The 17,077-nt window shown below is 63.4% G+C and carries 17 protein-coding genes and 1 tRNA gene; 10 read left to right on the top strand and 8 right to left on the bottom strand.

Annotated features, from left to right (window positions below; genetic code table 11):
* Nucleotides 1-2 precede the first annotated feature (2 nt).
* From ABR989_RS06570 to menC, 6 genes are read left to right on the top strand one after another with little or no spacing between them, the layout of a single operon-like run.
* Nucleotides 3-1,334: an isochorismate synthase gene (locus ABR989_RS06570; RefSeq protein ID WP_428126814.1), complete on the top strand. Its 1,332-nt coding sequence runs from the start codon at nucleotides 3-5 to the stop codon at nucleotides 1,332-1,334.
* Nucleotides 1,318-3,138: a 2-succinyl-5-enolpyruvyl-6-hydroxy-3-cyclohexene-1-carboxylic-acid synthase gene (gene menD, locus ABR989_RS06565; protein ID WP_428126762.1), complete on the top strand. Its 1,821-nt coding sequence runs from the start codon at nucleotides 1,318-1,320 to the stop codon at nucleotides 3,136-3,138. Before ABR989_RS06570 ends, menD begins: the two co-directional genes overlap by 17 nt.
* Nucleotides 3,135-3,989, top strand: coding sequence for a 2-succinyl-6-hydroxy-2,4-cyclohexadiene-1-carboxylate synthase (menH, locus tag ABR989_RS06560; protein WP_428126760.1), 855 nt, complete (start codon nucleotides 3,135-3,137; stop codon nucleotides 3,987-3,989). Before menD ends, menH begins: the two co-directional genes overlap by 4 nt.
* A gap of 32 nt (nucleotides 3,990-4,021) precedes the next feature.
* A complete protein-coding gene (menB, locus tag ABR989_RS06555) occupies nucleotides 4,022-4,840 on the top strand; it encodes a 1,4-dihydroxy-2-naphthoyl-CoA synthase (RefSeq protein WP_428126758.1) in 819 nt (272 codons plus the stop codon).
* The gene (locus ABR989_RS06550) at nucleotides 4,837-5,736 is read left to right on the top strand and encodes a 1,4-dihydroxy-2-naphthoate polyprenyltransferase (protein WP_428126755.1); all 900 of its coding nucleotides are present in this window, start codon (nucleotides 4,837-4,839) and stop codon (nucleotides 5,734-5,736) included. The genes menB and ABR989_RS06550 overlap by 4 nt, the downstream gene beginning before the upstream one ends.
* A complete protein-coding gene (menC, locus tag ABR989_RS06545; RefSeq protein WP_428126753.1) occupies nucleotides 5,733-6,824 on the top strand; it encodes an o-succinylbenzoate synthase in 1,092 nt (363 codons plus the stop codon). Before ABR989_RS06550 ends, menC begins: the two co-directional genes overlap by 4 nt.
* Nucleotides 6,825-7,232: 408 nt before the next feature.
* Here menC and ABR989_RS06540 read toward each other — a convergent pair whose 3' ends face one another.
* Nucleotides 7,233-7,499 (bottom strand): BrnA antitoxin family protein, encoded by a 267-nt coding sequence (locus tag ABR989_RS06540; RefSeq protein ID WP_428126751.1) that lies wholly within the window; start codon nucleotides 7,497-7,499, stop codon nucleotides 7,233-7,235.
* Nucleotides 7,496-7,798, bottom strand: a complete 303-nt coding sequence (locus tag ABR989_RS06535; RefSeq protein ID WP_428126749.1) for a BrnT family toxin — start codon at nucleotides 7,796-7,798, stop codon at nucleotides 7,496-7,498. The genes ABR989_RS06540 and ABR989_RS06535 overlap by 4 nt, the downstream gene beginning before the upstream one ends.
* Before the next feature lie 161 nt (nucleotides 7,799-7,959).
* Between ABR989_RS06535 and ilvD the strand changes: the two genes are divergently transcribed.
* From ilvD to ABR989_RS06515, 4 genes are read left to right on the top strand one after another with little or no spacing between them, the layout of a single operon-like run.
* Nucleotides 7,960-9,642: a dihydroxy-acid dehydratase gene (ilvD, locus tag ABR989_RS06530; protein WP_428126747.1), complete on the top strand. Its 1,683-nt coding sequence runs from the start codon at nucleotides 7,960-7,962 to the stop codon at nucleotides 9,640-9,642.
* Nucleotides 9,639-10,397: a M48 family metalloprotease gene (locus tag ABR989_RS06525; RefSeq protein WP_428126745.1), complete on the top strand. Its 759-nt coding sequence runs from the start codon at nucleotides 9,639-9,641 to the stop codon at nucleotides 10,395-10,397. The genes ilvD and ABR989_RS06525 overlap by 4 nt, the downstream gene beginning before the upstream one ends.
* Nucleotides 10,394-11,389 carry an ABC transporter ATP-binding protein gene (locus ABR989_RS06520; protein WP_428126743.1) on the top strand — a complete coding sequence of 332 codons (996 nt, stop codon included), beginning with the start codon at nucleotides 10,394-10,396 and terminating at the stop codon, nucleotides 11,387-11,389. Before ABR989_RS06525 ends, ABR989_RS06520 begins: the two co-directional genes overlap by 4 nt.
* Nucleotides 11,390-11,395: 6 nt before the next feature.
* On the top strand, nucleotides 11,396-12,181 hold the full coding sequence (locus tag ABR989_RS06515) for an ABC transporter permease (RefSeq protein ID WP_428126742.1): 786 nt from the start codon (nucleotides 11,396-11,398) through the stop codon (nucleotides 12,179-12,181).
* 33 nt (nucleotides 12,182-12,214) lie between these two features.
* Here the strand turns inward: ABR989_RS06515 and ABR989_RS06510 are convergent, their stop codons facing one another.
* From ABR989_RS06510 to pstB, 6 genes are all read right to left on the bottom strand, one after another.
* Complete coding sequence (locus tag ABR989_RS06510; RefSeq protein ID WP_428126740.1) at nucleotides 12,215-13,102, bottom strand: polyphosphate kinase 2 family protein; 888 nt, start codon at nucleotides 13,100-13,102, stop codon at nucleotides 12,215-12,217.
* 131 nt (nucleotides 13,103-13,233) lie between these two features.
* Nucleotides 13,234-13,310, bottom strand: a tRNA-Arg gene (locus ABR989_RS06505).
* A 109-nt stretch (nucleotides 13,311-13,419) separates the two neighbouring features.
* The gene (locus ABR989_RS06500) at nucleotides 13,420-14,823 is read right to left on the bottom strand and encodes an ATP-binding protein (RefSeq protein WP_428126738.1); all 1,404 of its coding nucleotides are present in this window, start codon (nucleotides 14,821-14,823) and stop codon (nucleotides 13,420-13,422) included.
* A complete protein-coding gene (locus ABR989_RS06495) occupies nucleotides 14,816-15,577 on the bottom strand; it encodes a response regulator (protein ID WP_428126736.1) in 762 nt (253 codons plus the stop codon). The genes ABR989_RS06500 and ABR989_RS06495 overlap by 8 nt, the downstream gene beginning before the upstream one ends.
* A gap of 25 nt (nucleotides 15,578-15,602) precedes the next feature.
* Nucleotides 15,603-16,298 (bottom strand): phosphate signaling complex protein PhoU, encoded by a 696-nt coding sequence (gene phoU, locus ABR989_RS06490; protein WP_428126735.1) that lies wholly within the window; start codon nucleotides 16,296-16,298, stop codon nucleotides 15,603-15,605.
* A 17-nt stretch (nucleotides 16,299-16,315) separates the two neighbouring features.
* Nucleotides 16,316-17,077: a phosphate ABC transporter ATP-binding protein PstB gene (gene pstB / locus ABR989_RS06485; protein ID WP_428126733.1), complete on the bottom strand. Its 762-nt coding sequence runs from the start codon at nucleotides 17,075-17,077 to the stop codon at nucleotides 16,316-16,318.

Raw genomic sequence — 17,077 nt, 5'->3', positions numbered from 1 at the left:
TGATGTATCATCCGGGCGAGATTTTTTCCGAGACAGTTGCGGTCGATGAACCTGTCGATTTGCTCCGCGCGATCCGGCGCTCCGGCGCGGCCCCGCTCTTCTATTGGGAACGGCCCGACCGCGGACTGACGATAGCCGCAGCAGGTGCGGTTGCGGAGTTTCGCGCATCGGGCGCAGGCAGATTCCGGGATGTGTCGGAGCGCGCCCGCGAGCTTCTCGGCTCGTTAAATCCAGGTCGTAACGGTGATCCGGGCGGCGGTCCCTTGATGGTCGGAGGTTTTGGTTTTTCCGATCGCGCCTGCGAGGCGCACGAATGGCGCGAATTTCCACCCGCATGGATCTTCCTGCCCAAGCTTTTGTGGGTCCGCCGTGGCGCGCGATGCACGCTGACTGTGGCCTGGGCCAAGGACGAGAGGGATTCGGTCGATCGTATGCTGGCGCGGGCGCTCGCGGCCCCGCACTGTTGCCATCGGTCCGCAAATCCGCCGCCACTTTTGGAACTCCGGCCATCAACAACAACACCGCTGGAGCGGATTGATTGGCGCGAGCGCGTCGAACGCGTCCGCTCACAAATCCATTGCGGCGCGCTGAAAAAGGTCGTGCTGTCCCGGCGTCTGGCGATCGAAAGCACTACGCCGATCGATCCTGCGCGTTTCATGGATTCAGCGCGGATCACGCGCCCCTCATGCGTCAACTTCTTCGTCAGCCCCGGCGCTACCTCGTTCGTCGGTTCCACGCCTGAACAGTTGGTCAAGCTCGACGGAGAAACGGTTACATCGGGTGCGCTGGCGGGTTCCGTGCCGCGCGGCGACAACGCTGAAGAAGATCGCGCGCTGGGCGATTCGCTGCTCAGTTCGGCGAAAAATCTCGAAGAGCACCAATATGTCGTCAATGCGCTCGCGTCGGCGCTGGAACCCGTGGCTTCACCGTTAAACGTTCCTGCGCGGCCGCATCTGATGCTCTTGCCCGAGGCGCACCATCTGTTCACGCGGGTCGAGGGCCGCTTGCGTGAGCATCGCAGCGTCATCGAACTGGCCGGACTGCTTCACCCGACCCCGGCAGTATGCGGTGTGCCGCGCGAAGCGGCCCGCGCAATCATCGAGCGCGAAGAACCGGAGCGCGGATGGTACACAGGCGCCATCGGTTGGATCGACTCAAGGGGCCAGGGCGAGTTCGCGGTCGCGCTGCGCGCAGGCGTTATCGACGGCAACAGGATGTACCTGTTCGGGGGCGCGGGGATCGTCGCGGGTTCCGACTCCGAAGCGGAATTTGCGGAAACCGAAAACAAGCTGACTGCGCTGCTTGGGAGCACCACCCTTGGAAACATCGCGTAATTCCAATAGCCGCGCAGCCGCCGTCATGATGGATGAGTTCGCGCGATCCGGCGTCGCGCACGCCTGTATTTCACCGGGCTCCCGTTCGTCCGCGCTAGTCACCGGCATCCTCCGTGCGCCCGCAATTCGCCCATGGGTGATCCTCGACGAACGCAGCGCCGGATTTTTTGCGCTCGGGATGGCGCGTGAGACCCGCTGCCCCGTCATCCTTGTATGCACTTCGGGAACAGCCGCGGCCAATTACATGCCCGCGGTCGTCGAGGCTTCCCTGTCCAAGATTCCGCTGATCGTCATCACGGCAGACCGTCCGCCCGAGGCGCGCGATTGCCGCTCCCCGCAGACTATCGACCAGGTCGGGATGTTCGGGAGTCACGCGCGATGGAGCGTCGAACTCGCCACTCCCGTCGCGGGCCTCGATCTCGACAGCTACTACCGGACTATCGCTTGCCGCGCGTTCTCCACCGCGACGGAAATGCCGGCCGGACCGGTGCATCTGAACATCCCGATGCGGGAACCGCTTATCGACGTGAGCGAGGAACGCGAGGCGCTTGCGCGCATCGGTGAAAGCGAAAGTGAAAGCGAAAGTGAAAGCGAATTCGCGGCGGATGAATCGCGCCCGCCGTACACGCGAGTTTATCCCGCGCGCCATTCCATCCCGCCCGAATCGATTGGCGCGCTCGCGGACAAGCTGCGCGGCTGCGATCGAGGTCTGATAGTCTGCGGTCCTGCCGCGCCGTCGCCGGAGGCGGCCGGCTCGATTGCGCGCCTGGCCGAGCGGCTCAACTGGCCGGTCCTCGCCGATCCGTTGTCGGGTCTTCGTGCCGGTCATCACGACCGCTCGCGGATAGTCGATGCCTACGACATCGTGCTCCGCGATCCGGCGTTTTGTGAGGCTAATCAGCCCGACGCCGTGATCCAGTTCGGCGATCCTCCGGTCTCGAAGAGCCTCGGACAATTTCTCGCCGCGGGATCGCGCCGATGCCATTTGATGGTCGCCGAGCCGGGAACCTGGCCCGATCCGCTTCAAAAGGCCTCCGACGTAGCGCGGGCCGGGACAGTTGAATTCTGCGACTCGATTTTCGAGTCGCTTGACGAGTCGCGCAAGCCGTCGCCGTGGCTCGATTCGTGGCTTGGCGCATCGGCGCGAGCGCGCGCGGCGCTCGACGAGATGCTGGCCGATGAGCCTGCGATGTTCGAGGGCAAGGTCGTTGCCGAGCTGATGCGGCTCACGCCGGGGGGTTGCGCCGTGCATACCGGCAACAGCATGCCGATCCGCGACTTCGATACTTTCGTCGGACAGTCGGACCGCGACACTGCACTATTTTGCAATCGCGGCGCCAATGGCATCGACGGAGTGCTCGCAACGGCGCTGGGTGCGGCTGCCGCGAGAAAAGCTGCGACCATTCTCGTGCTGGGGGACTTGAGCCTTCTCCACGATATCGGCGCCATCCAAATCGCGGCGCGCTACCCCGTGCATCTGCTCGCGATCGTGATTAACAATGACGGCGGCGGAATTTTCTCATTTCTGCCCCAGGCCTCGCTCGGCGACAGCTTCGAGCGCTTCTTCGCTACGCCGCACGGACTTGATTTCGAGCGGGCTTCGGCGCTGGGCCGGGCACGATACGCGCGCGCCGGCTCTTGGAGCGAATTCAACGCGGCGGTCGGATACGCTCTCGATCATCCCGGCTTGCACTTGCTCGAGATTCGAGGCGATCGCGCCCGCAACTTGGCGATGCATCGCCGGCTGATCGAGACGGCGCTCAGCCGGGTCCGCGCCGGATCCGATGCGGGAACCATCCGATGAATCGTCGAATTGCGATCGACGCTGCGACCGTCGAATTCAGCGACGAAGGTCCATCCGCATTGCCGTCGGAAACGGCGGCGCGCGATCCCGTCGTCCTGCTGCACGGTTTCACCGGCAGCAAGGACAGTTGGCGCGATCTGCGCGAGAAACTCCGGCCGGATCGGCGCGTCGTCAGCATCGATTTGCCGGGACACGGAGGCACCCGAGTCGGAATCGAGGTTGAAAATTATTCGATCGAGCACGCGGCGGCGATGGTGATTCGCTTGCTCACGGAGGTTCTCGCAGTCCCGCGCTTCTCGATGCTCGGTTACTCGATGGGCGGCAGGCTCGCGCTGTTTATCGCGCTCAATTATGGCGCTCATATCAACCGGCTGGTGCTGGAGAGCGCTTCTCCGGGCATCGCGGATCCCGGCGAGCGGGCGGCGCGCAGACACGCCGACGCGGAGCTGGCGGCGTTCGCCGAGAGCGCCGGAATCGCAGCGTTCGTCAAACGATGGGAGTCGATCCCGCTGTTTGAGTCGATGGCGCGGATGCCGGCCGAAAAGATCGATCGTATCCGGCTCGAGCGGCTTGGCTGCCGCGTCGAGGAGCTTGGGCGAAGTCTGCGCGGGATGGGAACCGGAGCGCAGCCATGGCTCGGCGACGAATTACCGGCACTGCGCATGCCGATGCTCGCGATCGCGGGCGCGCTGGACTTGAAGTTCACCGTTATCGGCGAGCGAATGGCCGCGCTGGTCAGCGATGCGCGCTTTGAAGCGATCGACGGCGCGGGTCACGCACCGCATCTGGAACGTCCCCGCGAATTCAACCGCGTCGTCGCTGATTTTCTTGGCCGCGAACGGCAAAAGTAAAAACTTAATCCAACACTTTAAGGAGAACCGCAGTGCAAATCGATTGGCATGACGTGCACGATTATAAAGACATCAAATTTCAGAAGGCCGAAGGAATCGCGCGAATTTCGATCAACCGCCCCGAGGTTCGCAACGCATTTCGTCCACTGACGGTGACGGAGTTGCTCGATGCCTTCGCGCGCGCGCGCGAAGACGGCGAGATCGGCGTAATCATCCTGACCGGTGAAGGCACCGAGGCTTTTTGCAGCGGCGGCGATCAGCGCATTCGAGGCGAGCAGGGTTACGTCGGCGCCGACGGCGTCCCGCGCCTCAACGTGCTCGACCTGCAGAAGCTGATTCGCAGCATCCCGAAACCTGTTATCGCGATGGTGGCCGGTTTCGCGATCGGCGGCGGTCATGTGCTGCACGTAGTATGCGATCTGACTATTGCAGCCGACAACGCGGTCTTCGGCCAGACCGGGCCGAGGGTCGGAAGTTTCGACGGCGGTCTGGGCGCGTCGCAACTCGCGCGGCTCGTCGGTCAGAAAAAAGCTCGCGAGATTTGGTACCTGTGCCGGCGCTATAGCGCGGCCGAAGCGCTCGATATGGGATTGATCAACGTGGTTGTGCCAATTGCAGAATTGGAAGAAACGACCGTCCAGTGGTGCCGCGAGATTCTCGCGCAAAGCCCGATGGCGCTGCGATGCCTCAAGTCGGCGTTCAATGCCGAGATGGACGGGATGGCGGGAATCCAGGAACTGGCTGGAAATACCACCTTGCTCTACTACATGACGGAAGAGGCGCAGGAAGGCCGCAACGCCTACAACCAGAAGCGCAAGCCCGACTTCTCGAAGTTCAAGCGCGTGCCGTGAGCGGTCAAGCGATCGAAAATTCGGAGCGGCCGGGCTTTTCGGTTTGGCTTGCCGCGGCGCGACCGCAGACCTTGACCGCTGCCGCGGCGCCCGTGATGGTGGGTCTGGCTTTGGCCCGGCGGAGCGGCCACGTGAGCGCGATGCTCGGGTTGATGACCCTGCTCGCGGCATTGCTGATTCAGATCGGCACCAACCTCGCCAACGATTATTTCGACTTCGTCGCGGGAGCTGACACTGCGGCGCGGCTGGGACCGCTTCGCGTCACGCAGGCAGGCCTGGTCGAGCCTTCGACGGTCAGGAACGCGGCGCTCGGCGTGCTCGGTCTTGCGGCGCTGGTCGGATGCTACCTCGTCTGGGTCGGTGGATGGCCGATTCTGTGCATCGGGATCGCGTCGCTGGCGGCAGCGATCGCATACACCGCCGGGCCATTGCCGCTTGCATACAACGGATTGGGCGATGCGTTCGTGTTCGTATTTTTTGGTCTCGCGGCGGTGAACGGGACGGTGTTTCTTCAGACCGGCACTGCGACTTCGCTTTCGATGGCAGCCTCGATTCCGATTGCGTGCCTGGTCACCGCAATTCTGATCGTGAACAACTTGCGCGACATCGATACCGACGGCAGCGCCGGGAAGCGCACGCTTGCGGTGCGGTTCGGAGGAGATTTCGCACGGGCCGAGTACGGCGGGCTGGTTGCGATCGCATTCCTGATGACGCCAGTGCTCGCCTGGCTCGGGGGCGCGATGCTGTTGTTGCCAATCGCAGCCGCGCCACTCGCGTTTGCGGAAATACGCGCGATTTGCCGGCGCACCGGAGCGGAGTTGAATCAGAGCCTCGCGCGAACCGCCGCGCTGCATCTGGCCTACGGCCTGCTTCTGACCGTGGCGCTCATCCTTTGAAGATCACAGCCGCATCGATCACACCATTTTGCGCGCGCCTCGTGCGGCCGCTCTCGACTGCGCAGGGACGAATCGAATCGCGCGAGGGGTTCGTGTTGACGCTGGAATCGGACTCCGGTGCGCGGGGAATGGGTGAAGCCAGCCCCGCGTATTGGCTCGGCGGTGAGCGAATAGCGGAAACGCGCCGAGCGCTCGAATCGATCGTTCAAAGTGTTGAACGCCATCGCGATTCCGACGAGCTGCGCCGCCTGATCGATGAGAATAGTTCCGGCGGCTCTCCGCTTACGCCCGCCGGATCATGCGCGCTCGACACTGCTCTTATCGATCTCAGCGCACGTCTGCGCGGAGTTCCGATGGCTTCCGTGCTGGGCGGCGAATCGATTGGCCCCGTGCAGGTCTGCGCGCTACTGGCAGGCCTGAGTCCCGAGGAGTTGACCAAGGAAGCGCGCATTGCTGTCGGACGCCGGTACACGTCCTTCAAGCTCAAGGTTGGGGCGCGCGCGATCGCGGCAGACGCGAAGCAGGTTGCATCGTTAAGAATGGCGATCGGAAACGATTTTTCAATCCGTCTCGATGCGAACCGCGCATGGACGCTGGATCAGGCGGAGGTTGCGATGCGTGCGTTCCAGCCCTACGGCATAGAGTTTCTCGAAGAGCCTTTGCGCTCGCCGCAACCGGGCGACATGCGGCGGCTCAGCGATGCCACCGGGGTTGCGCTCGCCCTCGATGAATCAATCAGCGGCGCCGCGGCGCTGGGCGCGTTTGTCGAACATGATGTCGTTGACTACCTCGTCCTGAAAGCAGCGCGGCTCGGAGGCCCGACTCGATGCGCCGAAATTGCGAGACTGGCGGGGACGGCCGGAATCAAAGTCGTGATCACAGATTCTATCGAGAGCGCGGTTGGCATGAGCACCGCGGTACATCTCGCATCGGCACTCTCGCGTCGTGGAACCGCAGTCGGTGCGGGCGGCGCGCGATTTTTCCCGGCTGTATCGTTTTGCGGAGTTGAGTTCCCCTCGGTCTCGCAGGTTCTTCCCGACGGTCCGGGCCTGAACGTCTCGGCTTACACGCCTCGAAAAGGCAAATGACGCAGCCTCCCAATCGCCGCGAGTGCGAAGGTCTAGGAGCCGCTCCTGACCGTCGGCTTTTTCGCGCCACTGATCTGCAAGCCCGAGCCCTTGGGATGCGTGACGCGTCGAATGCGACTCTTCGGCGATGACGTTTCGATAGCGCAATGGCCGCACAGCTCAAGCCACCCGCCGCATGATGAACAGGGATGTTTAGTCGTCGTGTCGCCGCTCGTCACTTTCATGGTCCTAACCTCGGCTGATTCGATGAATACCCTGATCGACCATAGCCGAACCGACCCGCCCGCCGCCATCGCGCCGCCGCCGTTTGCCGGCCGCGCAGCAGCCTGCTAACCCACTGTTCGTGAATCTCGGCCACGCCGCCGCGCCATCGGGAAATGCCAGACAGCGGTTTTCGCGTGGGCACGGTCAGGATTTGAGCTCAGCCTTCAGCCGCTCGGCGACGAACATCTTCAGCAGTGATTGATAGGGCACGTCGCGCTTGTTCGCCAGAAGCTTCAGGCGATCCAGCATCGGCTTCGGGATACGGATCGAGATGGTCTGGGACGAAGGCTTCAGGTTCGGCAGCGTTGTGCGCCTGGCCTTGCGCCAGTCGATATATTCCGTCGAGTCGTGAGACGCCCAAAACTCGCGCTCGGCATCTTCGGTCCTGAATTTCGGCACAGCTTTTTTCATGACGATTGATAGACCTTTCGTTCCTTGCGACTCATATCGCGAGCCGAAATCACGCGGATGAGGCGGCCGCGTATCGTGAACGCCACAAACAGAAGCCTGACCGCATCGGTTTGCCCCAAGGCATAGAGCCGCCCCTCCTCCACCGAATGTTTCTCGTCTTCACCAACGATCAGGGGCTGATTGAAAAAGACCTCCTCGCATTCGGTCGGCACAACCTGATGCCGTTCCCGGACCTTGCCGGCGTTCGCGACGTCCCACTGGAAGCCTTCGCACTCGGCAAATCTCTCCACCCATCCCATCCGCACCCATTGTATATGGTTGGCACATACACTGACAAGCGGCCGCGTTGAATCTCCCGTTCATTCGGCGCTGCGGGGCGGGATTTCGCGGCGGCGCGCGCTGTTATACTAATCATTAATCGCCCTCGGCCGCGGCATCCGATCGCCGCAGGAAACATCACATGGCAGAAAACAAAAATTCTCTACGATCCAACAGCAGCGTCCTCGTCGATGGTCCGTCGCGCGCGCCAGCGCGCGCGATGCTCAAGGCGGTCGGCTTTACCGACGAAGACCTGAGCAAGCCGCTGATCGCGGTCGCGCATACGTGGATCGAAATCATGCCGTGCAACGCCCATCTGCGGGATCTCGCCGCGCACGTGAAGCGGGGAATCCGCGCCGCGGGTGCGACGCCGATCGAATTCAACACAATCGCCGTGTGCGACGGAATCTCGATGGGCACGGCTGGGATGCGCGCGTCGCTCATCAGCCGCGAAGTGATCGCCGACTCGATCGAACTCACCGTGCGCGGGCATCTGTTCGACGGCGTCGTGGCGATGTCGGGATGCGACAAGACTATCCCGGCGACGGTGATGGCGTTGCAGCGGCTCGACCTGCCCTCGCTGATGATTTACGGCGGCTCGATCCAGCCCGGGCGCTTCGGCGATCAGGATGTTTCGATTCAAGACGTGTTCGAGGCGGTCGGGGCGCATTCGGCGGGCAAGATGAAGCTCGAAGACTTGAAGCGGCTCGAGGACGTCGCGTGTCCCGGAGTCGGCGCATGCGGCGGCCAGTTCACCGCCAACACGATGGCGACGGCGACCGAGCTTTTGGGCATCTCGCCGATGGGCTCGAACAGTATTCCTGCGACCGATCCGAAAAAGCCCGAGAGCGCTTTCCAGGCCGGGCGGCTCGTCGTCGATTTGCTCAAGCGCAACATCCGGCCCAGCCAGATAATCACCAAGAAGGCGCTCGAGAATGCGATCGCGGCGGTCGCGATGACGGGCGGATCGACCAACGCGGTGCTGCACCTGCTCGCGATCGCGCACGAAGCGGGAATCGCGCTCGACATCGACGACTTCGACCGGATCAGCTCGCGCACTCCGATCCTCGCCGACTTGAAGCCGGGCGGCCGTTTCCTGGCGACCGACATGTACAAGGCGGGCGGGATTCCGCTGATCGCCAAACGTCTGAAGGAAGCCGGGCTGCTCCACGAAAACGAACTCACCGTGACCGGCCGGACGATTGGGGTCGAAGCCGACGCGGCGCGCGAGACGGCGGGGCAGGAAGTTGTGCATTCAATCTTGAAGCCAATCAAGGAAACCGGCGGGCTGGTGATTCTGAAGGGCAACCTCGCGCCGGAAGGATGCGTGGTGAAAGTCGCGGGGCATGAGCGCATGACGCATCGCGGGCCGGCGCGCGTGTTCGACTGCGAAGACGATGCGTTCAAGGCGGTGTCGAAGCAGCAGATTAAAGCCGGCGACGTCGTCGTGATCCGCTACGAGGGGCCAAGGGGCGCGCCCGGGATGCCCGAGATGCTGGGCGTCACGGCGGCGCTGTCGGGACAGGGCCTGGGAGAATCGGTCGGGCTGCTGACGGACGGACGTTTCTCGGGCGCGACGCACGGCCTGATGGCGGGACACGTCGCGCCGGAAGCGGCGGTCGGCGGACCTATCGCGGCGATCCGCGACGGCGACGTAATCACGTTCGATATCGCCAAGCGGAGACTCGACGTCGATCTCACCGATGCGGAAATCAAGACGCGGCTGAAGAACTGGAAGGCGCCGGAGCCTCATTACAAGAGCGGCGTGATGGCCAAGTACGCGCAGTCGGTATCGTCGTCGTCGCGCGGCGCCGTAACCAATTGAGGGAGTCAATCGAAACGACAGCGGCGGCGCCCGCGCGCCGGTACCGGGCGATGGCGCTGGCGGCATTCGCGATGCTCGCAGGCGTCGTCGTTGTCGGCGCGAATTCGATTCGCGCCGATGACGACTGGCACGTCGTCGAGCGGCATACCACAAACGCGCCGGCCGACACGGACACGGCGCCCGCTGACCCAGCGGCGGCTGGCACGTTCAAGGCGTGCGGCGAAGCGGCGCGGCCGGCGGGCGAGCCGTACAAGACGATCGTCGCGCAGCTCAACGATATGTGGGGAACGAATTTCCCGGTTTACGAATCGCTCAAAGCCGGCTCGCCGCACGCAAGCATCGGCGGATGCATCTTCTACAACCAGCAGTTCCTCGACGGCCTGCTTCAACAGTGGATGAGAGTCGACGACCCGGACACCGTTCGGCCGATGCTGTACGCGATCTTCGCGCACGAGATCGGCCATCTCGCGCACGGCGACTTCGATCCCGGCAGCGCCAACGTCCCGGTGAGGAACAAGGAACTCGCGGCGGATCAGTTCGCCGGTTACTCGCTCGAGCGCATGGGGATTCGGCGCCTCGATGCGGTCGAAGTGACGCGCTACTACCAGCTCACGGGCGACGACTTCGTCGGCGCCGCGTCGGGGCACGGCAACGGCGCCGAGCGCTCCAGGGCGTTTCAGGACGGATGGCATCGCGCCGCAATCGGACTGCCGGAACAAGGCACGCAGCCCGCGGGCGGGCTAGGCGAACCGTGAGCGCCTCGACAATTTCTAATCCATCGCAGACCGCGGACGACGCGATTCGCGGCGAATCCGGCGCGCTTGACGTGCGCGCGCTCGGCTTTCGCTACGGCGATCGCGAAGCGCTCAGCAATGTGACTTTTTCGATCGCACTCGGCGAGTTCTTTGGCTTTCTGGGACCCAACGGCGGCGGCAAAACCACCTTGTTCAAGTTGCTCTCGACGCTGGTGCCGATTCAATCGGGAAGTGCGCGAATGTTCGGTCACGACCTGGCGGGCGAAACCGGCGCGGTGCGGCGGCGGCTCGGCGTCGTGTTTCAGCATCCGAGTCTCGATGGCAAACTGACGGTCGGCGAAAATCTCACCAATCATGGTCATCTATATGGAATCACCGGCAGGCGGCTGCGCGAGCGGATTGCGGCGATGCTCGATCTCCTCAGACTGTCGGCGCGGGAACGCGACCGGGTAGAGACGTTGTCGGGCGGACTGCAGCGGCGGGTCGAGCTCGCCAAGGCTCTTCTCCACGAGCCGGAGCTGCTGCTGCTCGACGAGCCCAGCACGGGGCTGGATCCGGCGGCGCGCCGCGAGTTTTCCAACTACCTAGAGCATCTGCGCGAGCACGCGGGCGTGACCGTCGTGCTGACGACGCATTACATGGAAGAGGCGGAGCGATGCGATCGCATCGGGATCCTGCATGAAGGCAAGTTGGTCGCAATCGCGCCGCCGGGCGAACTCAAGTCCGAAGTCGGCGGTGACGTGATCGTGATCCGGGCGCAAGCGCCTGAACTCCTGCAACGGAAGATCCTCCAGCGCTTCAAGCTCAGGAGCCAGCTCGTGGACGGTGCGATCCGTATCGAACGGATCCGCGGGCATGAATTGGTTCGCGACCTGATCGACGCATTCGGCGAGGAGATCGAGTCGGTCTCGTTCGGCAAGCCGACTCTCGAGGACGTATTCGTGCACCTCACCGGGCATCAGTTCTTCGCGGAAATGGCCCAGACGGAATAGACGGAGATGCGCGAAATTTTTCTTCAGGCCGCAACGCTCTGGCAGCGCGAGATCGTGCGGTTCATCCGGCAACCGATCCGCGTGATGAGCGCGATTGCGACGCCGCTGGTCTTCTGGCTGCTGCTCGGCGCCGGCCTGCAAGCGTCATTCAAGCCGAGCGGGATGCCGGCCGGCATCGACTACGCGCAATACTTTTATCCCGGCGTGATCGTGCTGATGCTGCTGTTCACGGCGATCTTCGCGACCGCCTCGACCGTGGACGATCGCCGCCAGGGTTTTCTGCAGGGCGTGCTGGTCGCGCCGATCTCACGCGCGACGATCGTGCTCGGCCAGGCGCTTGGCTGCACGACGCTGGCCCTGATGCAGGGAGCTATTTTCCTCGCGATGGCGCCGCTGGCGGGAATCCGGCTGAGCCTCGAAGCGATCGCGGTGTCGGCCGCGATGATGGCGGTTATCGCGTTCGCGATGACCAGCATCGGGCTGACGATGGCGTGGCGAACCGAATCGACGCAGGGCTTCCATGCGTTCATGAACATGCTCTTGCTGCCCATCTGGATGCTGTCGGGCGCGGTTTTTCCGGTCGCGGGCGCGCCGGCATGGTTTCAGTGGACGACGCGGTTGAATCCCCTGACCTACGCTGTGGATGCGCTTCGGCGGGCACTGTATCTCGCCGAGCCGGCCTCGAGCGGCGCGACGATGCCGATGGGATCGTCGGTGGCGATTGCGATCGCGTTTGCCGCGTTCGCGTTTATCCTGGCGACGCGCGTCGCGCGGAACGCCTCAACGATTTGAGGGCGATTCAGCGCCGGGGCATGCGCGCAAGGGTCAGTGATGGCCTTCATGCTCGAGGGCGACGCGCGCGGCTTTCAGTTCCTTGCGTTTGGCGGCGCCGACCATCGGATAGTGGAGATTGAGATCTTCGAGAGCGCTGATGACCGCGTCGGCCACCACCAGCCGCGTGTACCATTTCTTGTCCGCGGGAACGACGTACCAGGGCGCGTGCGGAGTGGCGGTGTGCTGGATCATTTCCTCGTAGGCCGCCATGTACTCGTGCCATCGTTCTCTTTCCGTGACGTCGGAGGCCGAAAACTTCCAGTTCTTGGCGGGCTCTTCGAGACGGCTCAGGAAGCGCTGCTTCTGCTCCTCCTTCGATAGATTGAGAAAGAACTTCCGGATGACGACGCCATTGCGCCACAGGTAATGTTCGTATGCGTTGATGTCAGCGAAGCGTTCATTCCAGATGTTCTTCGTGACGAGCGCCGGCGGCGTCCGTTCGCGCTCGAGCATCTCCTTGTGCACGCGGACGACGAGAACCTCTTCGTAGTAGGAGCGGTTGAAGATTCCGATTCGGCCACGCTCGGGAACGCACTTGGAGGTCCGCGAGAGGAAGTCGTGATTGAGTTCTTCGGCGGAAGGCTCCTTGAACGAATAAACCTGGCATCCCTGCGGATTGATGCCGGACATCACGTGCTTGATGACGCCATCCTTGCCGGCGGCGTCCATCGCCTGAAGGATCAGCAGAATTGCCCATCGATCCTGCGCGTAGAGCTTGTCCTGCAATTCGCTCAGCCGCTCGATCCCGCGCGGCAATTCCTTTTCGGCCTGCTTTTTCGATTTCAGACCGCTGCTGTCCGCGGGGTCGAAGTCCTTCAAGCGAAACTTGCGGCCGTCATCGATGCGGTATGGTTTTGAGAAATTGCGCGCGGCTGACATAAGGATGCGCTCCTCCGATTCGGTCCCAATTTGCCTATCCCTGTTTGGCGGACCCGCACGATCGTTACACCACGCCGCGCCCGGCAGTCGAGCGCAAGCCGTGCGGCGCAATTTTCAATTCGAGGGATGGATGGTGCGCCCTGAGGGACTTGAACCCCCGACCTGATGATCCGTAGTCATCCGCTCTAATCCACTGAGCTAAGGGCGCGTCGGAACCCTAGAAATTTTCACATCGCAGCCTTGCGAGCAAGCTGATCTGCGCCCCTCGAACACGCGCGAAGCGCCGCTTGCGTCCCTCTTAACACCGGGTGCGGGGGTCACCCCTGCTGCGCGGCGGGAATCCAGACGGATACCGTCGTTCCTTCATGCACCTTGCTCTCGATCCGCAGCGCGCCATGATGCAACTGGACGATGTGCTTGACGATCGCCAGGCCCAGGCCGGTGCCGCCCAGTTCGCGCGAGCGGGCCCGATCGACGCGATAGAATCGCTCGGTCAGGCGCGGGATATCGGCGGCTGGAATTCCCTCGCCGGTATCAGCGACGACCAGCGCGACGCCCGGCTTGGCGTCTGCTCCGTTGGCGCCCGCGGCTGCGCGAGCCTCGACCGTGACGCGGCCCTCGCGCGGAGTGTACTTGATCGCGTTGTCGATCAGATTGAGCATCACCTGATGCAAGCGGTCGCGATCGCCGGCCAGCTTCGGCAATCCCGGCGGGCATTTCACTTCCAGGTGCAGGCCGCGGCGTCCCGCCTGCTCCTGCATCAACTCCGCCGCCTCGGACAGCACGCGCAACGGCTCGAGTTGCTCGATCTTGAGCGGAGTCAGCCCGCGCTCCAAATCCGAGAGCGAGACCAGGTCGTCGAGCAAACGCGCCAGCCGGCGCGCCTGCCGCTCGATGATGCCGAGAAAGCGCGCCGCGGTTTCACGATCATCCACGCCTTGAACGAGGGTTTCGGCGTAGCCGTACAGCGCGCTGAGCGGAGTGCGCAGCTCGTGCGTGAGGTTCGAAATGAAGTCGGCGCGCAGCGTCTCGTACGACTTGAGCTGCGTGATGTCGTGGAAGACGAACACCCACGCCGCGCCGCGCGAGGTGCGAATCTGCGCGGCGCTGGCGCTCACGTAAAGCGGCGCGGGATTCTGGATCATGATCTCCGCGCTCATGACGCTATTGTCCGCCGATCGCATCGAGCGACCGGCAAACTCCTGCAGGCGCGGGTCGCGGCATAGCTCGACGAACGGCCGATCGCGATAGTCGGTGTCGGCTCCCAGAGCAAAGATGCGCCGGGCCGAGCCGTTGAGCAGAACCACCTCCCCGCGCGCGCCGGTCACGACCACTGCCTCGGTCATGCTGCGCAGGATCGCCTCGAACTCGTCGCGCTGCTCGGCAAGCGAGTCCACCTCGGCGACGATCGCGTCGGCAGCGTCGAGCAAGTGGCGCTCCGCACGGCCCATCGCGTCGCTTCCGTTGGGCAGCAGATGCGGCGGCGGACGCCTGTCCTGCAGCGCGGCGGCAACCGCGTCCAGTCTTTCTGCGCGGCGCGACAGCGTGCGTCCGATCGCGCGGGCGGGAATCGCGCCGAGCGCAAGCCCGAGCACGATTACGACGGCGACCCACACACCCGACGCCGCTCCGGTGGCGGCAAGCACCACCAGGAATATAGCTGCCGGTGCGAGGCCGATTCCTATCGCTGCGATCAGGCCGGCGGTCGGTGATCTATCCAAGCGCTTCGGGGTTGAAGCGATAACCGACGCTTCGCACCGTGAGGATCAATTCCGGATTGGCGTCGTCGCGCTCGATATGCTGGCGCAGGCGGCGCACGTGCACGTCGACGGTCCGCGGTTCGACGAACGTGTCGCGGCCCCACACCATGTCGAGCAGTTGTTCGCGCGTGTACACACGCATCGGATGCTGCACGAAAAATTTGAGTAGTTCGAACTCGCGCAGCGCAAGCTCCCTGCGCTTGCCGTCGACGAACACCTGGTAGGTGCCGAAGTCCATTCGCAGCCGCCCCTTCTCATACGCACCGCCGCCGGAATCCGGCTCCGAGAGCGGATTGGCTCGCCGCAGGAGCGCCTTCACGCGCGCTACCAGCTCGCGCGGGCTGAACGGCTTGACCACGTAATCATCGGCGCCCATCTCCAGGCCGAGTACCTTGTCCACCTCGGTGCCCTTGGCGGTGACGATGAGTATCGGAAGATGCGCGGTCTCGCGCTCGGCGCGCATCTGCCGGCAGACCTGCAGCCCCGGCATCCCCGGCAGCATCAGATCGAGCACCATCAGATCGGGCACGCGGCGCTTGACGCGCTCGAGCGCCTGCGCCCCGTCGGCCGCCTCCTCGACGATGAGACCCTCCTGGGCGAGGTTGTAGCGGATCAGTTCGCGAATATCGGCATCGTCTTCAACGATCAGCACGCGGTAGCGGACTCCGCGTTGCGCCTCGGAGACCGCGTTCGTGGCCTGGCTTGTTTGATTCATCGCTTCACCTCCTCCACCTTGTCAATCAAGTTGCCCGCTTCCTGGTTTCGTCGTGACGGATCATTTTGCCCTTGACCATGAACGTCACCATTTCGGCGATGTTGGTCGCGTGATCGGCGATACGCTCGAGATACTTGGAAATGAACAGCAGCCGCGTCGCGGACCCGATCGTGTGCGGATCCTCGGCCATGTAGCTGAGCAGCTCGCGATAGACCTGGTAGTTGAGCAGATCGACTTCGTCGTCGCGCGCGATCACCTGGTCGGCGAGGTCGGTGTCGTCGCGCATGAACGCGTCGATACTGTCCCTGACCATCGACTGCGCGATCTCCGCCATCCGCGGCAAGTCTATGTAGGGCTTGAGCTGCGGAACTTCGTTCAGTTCCAGCGTGCGCTCGCAGATGTTGACCGCGTTGTCGCCGATTCGTTCCAGGTCGGTCGTGATCTTCAGTCCCGTGGTGATGAAGCGCAGATCGCTGGCGGTGGGCTGATGCAGCGCGAGCAGCCGGATACACTGCTCGTCGATATCGTTGTCCATCCGATTTACTTCTTCGTCGCGCGCGATCACCTCGCGGGCGTGCTCGCTGTCGCGATTAACCAGTGCATCGACCGCCTCGGCGATTTGACGCTCCACCAATCCGCCCATCTTGAGCAGACCGGCGCGCAAGCCGCGCAAATCCTCTTCGTACTGCCTGTTGGTATGCTGCGGCTGGGTGCTATCCATTCTACTCTTCCCCGATATCAGCCGAATCGCCCGGTGATATAGTCTTCAGTCTCGCGCCGGGTGGGGTTCGTGAATATCTGCTTGGTCTCGCCATATTCGACCAGGTCGCCGGTGTACATGAAGGCGGTCATGTCGGAGCAGCGGGCGGCTTGCTGCATGTTATGGGTCACGATAACGATAGTGTACGCCGACTTAAGTTCCAGCAATAGTTCTTCGATGCGCGCGGTCGAGATCGGATCGAGTGCGGAGCATGGCTCGTCCATCAACAGCACCTCGGGCTGAACCGCCAGCGCGCGCGCCACGCACAGGCGCTGCTGCTGTCCGCCCGACAAACTGCCGCCCGGCCGCCGCAGGCGATCTTTCACCTCTTCCCAAAGCGCCGCCTGGCGCAGGCTTCGCTCGATTACCTCATGGCGCTCGGCGTGGCTTATCTGCACCCCGTTGAGGGTCAGCCCCGCCGCGACGTTGTCCTCGATCGACATGGTTGGAAAGGGAGTCGGCTTCTGGAAAACCATCCCTATCCGCCGCCGCACCTGCACCGGATCGACGCCGTCGGCGTAGATGTTGTTTCCGTCGAGCAGCACCTCGCCGGTCGCGGTCGCGCCGGGCACCACCTCATGCATCCGGTTGAGACATCGCACCAGCGTCGATTTGCCGCATCCCGACGGTCCGATGATCGCGGCGATGCGGTCTTGCTCGAAGGAAAGGCTGACATCGTGAAGCGCGCGATTCTTGTGGAAGTACGCGTTGAGATTTTTGACGACCAGCTTTTCAGCCAT

The sequence above is a fragment of the Binatus soli (SeqCode) genome (assembly GCF_050015535.1).
Lineage (GTDB): Bacteria > Desulfobacterota > Binatia > Binatales > Binataceae > Binatus > Binatus soli.
This window is presented reverse-complemented; position numbering and strand designations above follow the sequence as displayed.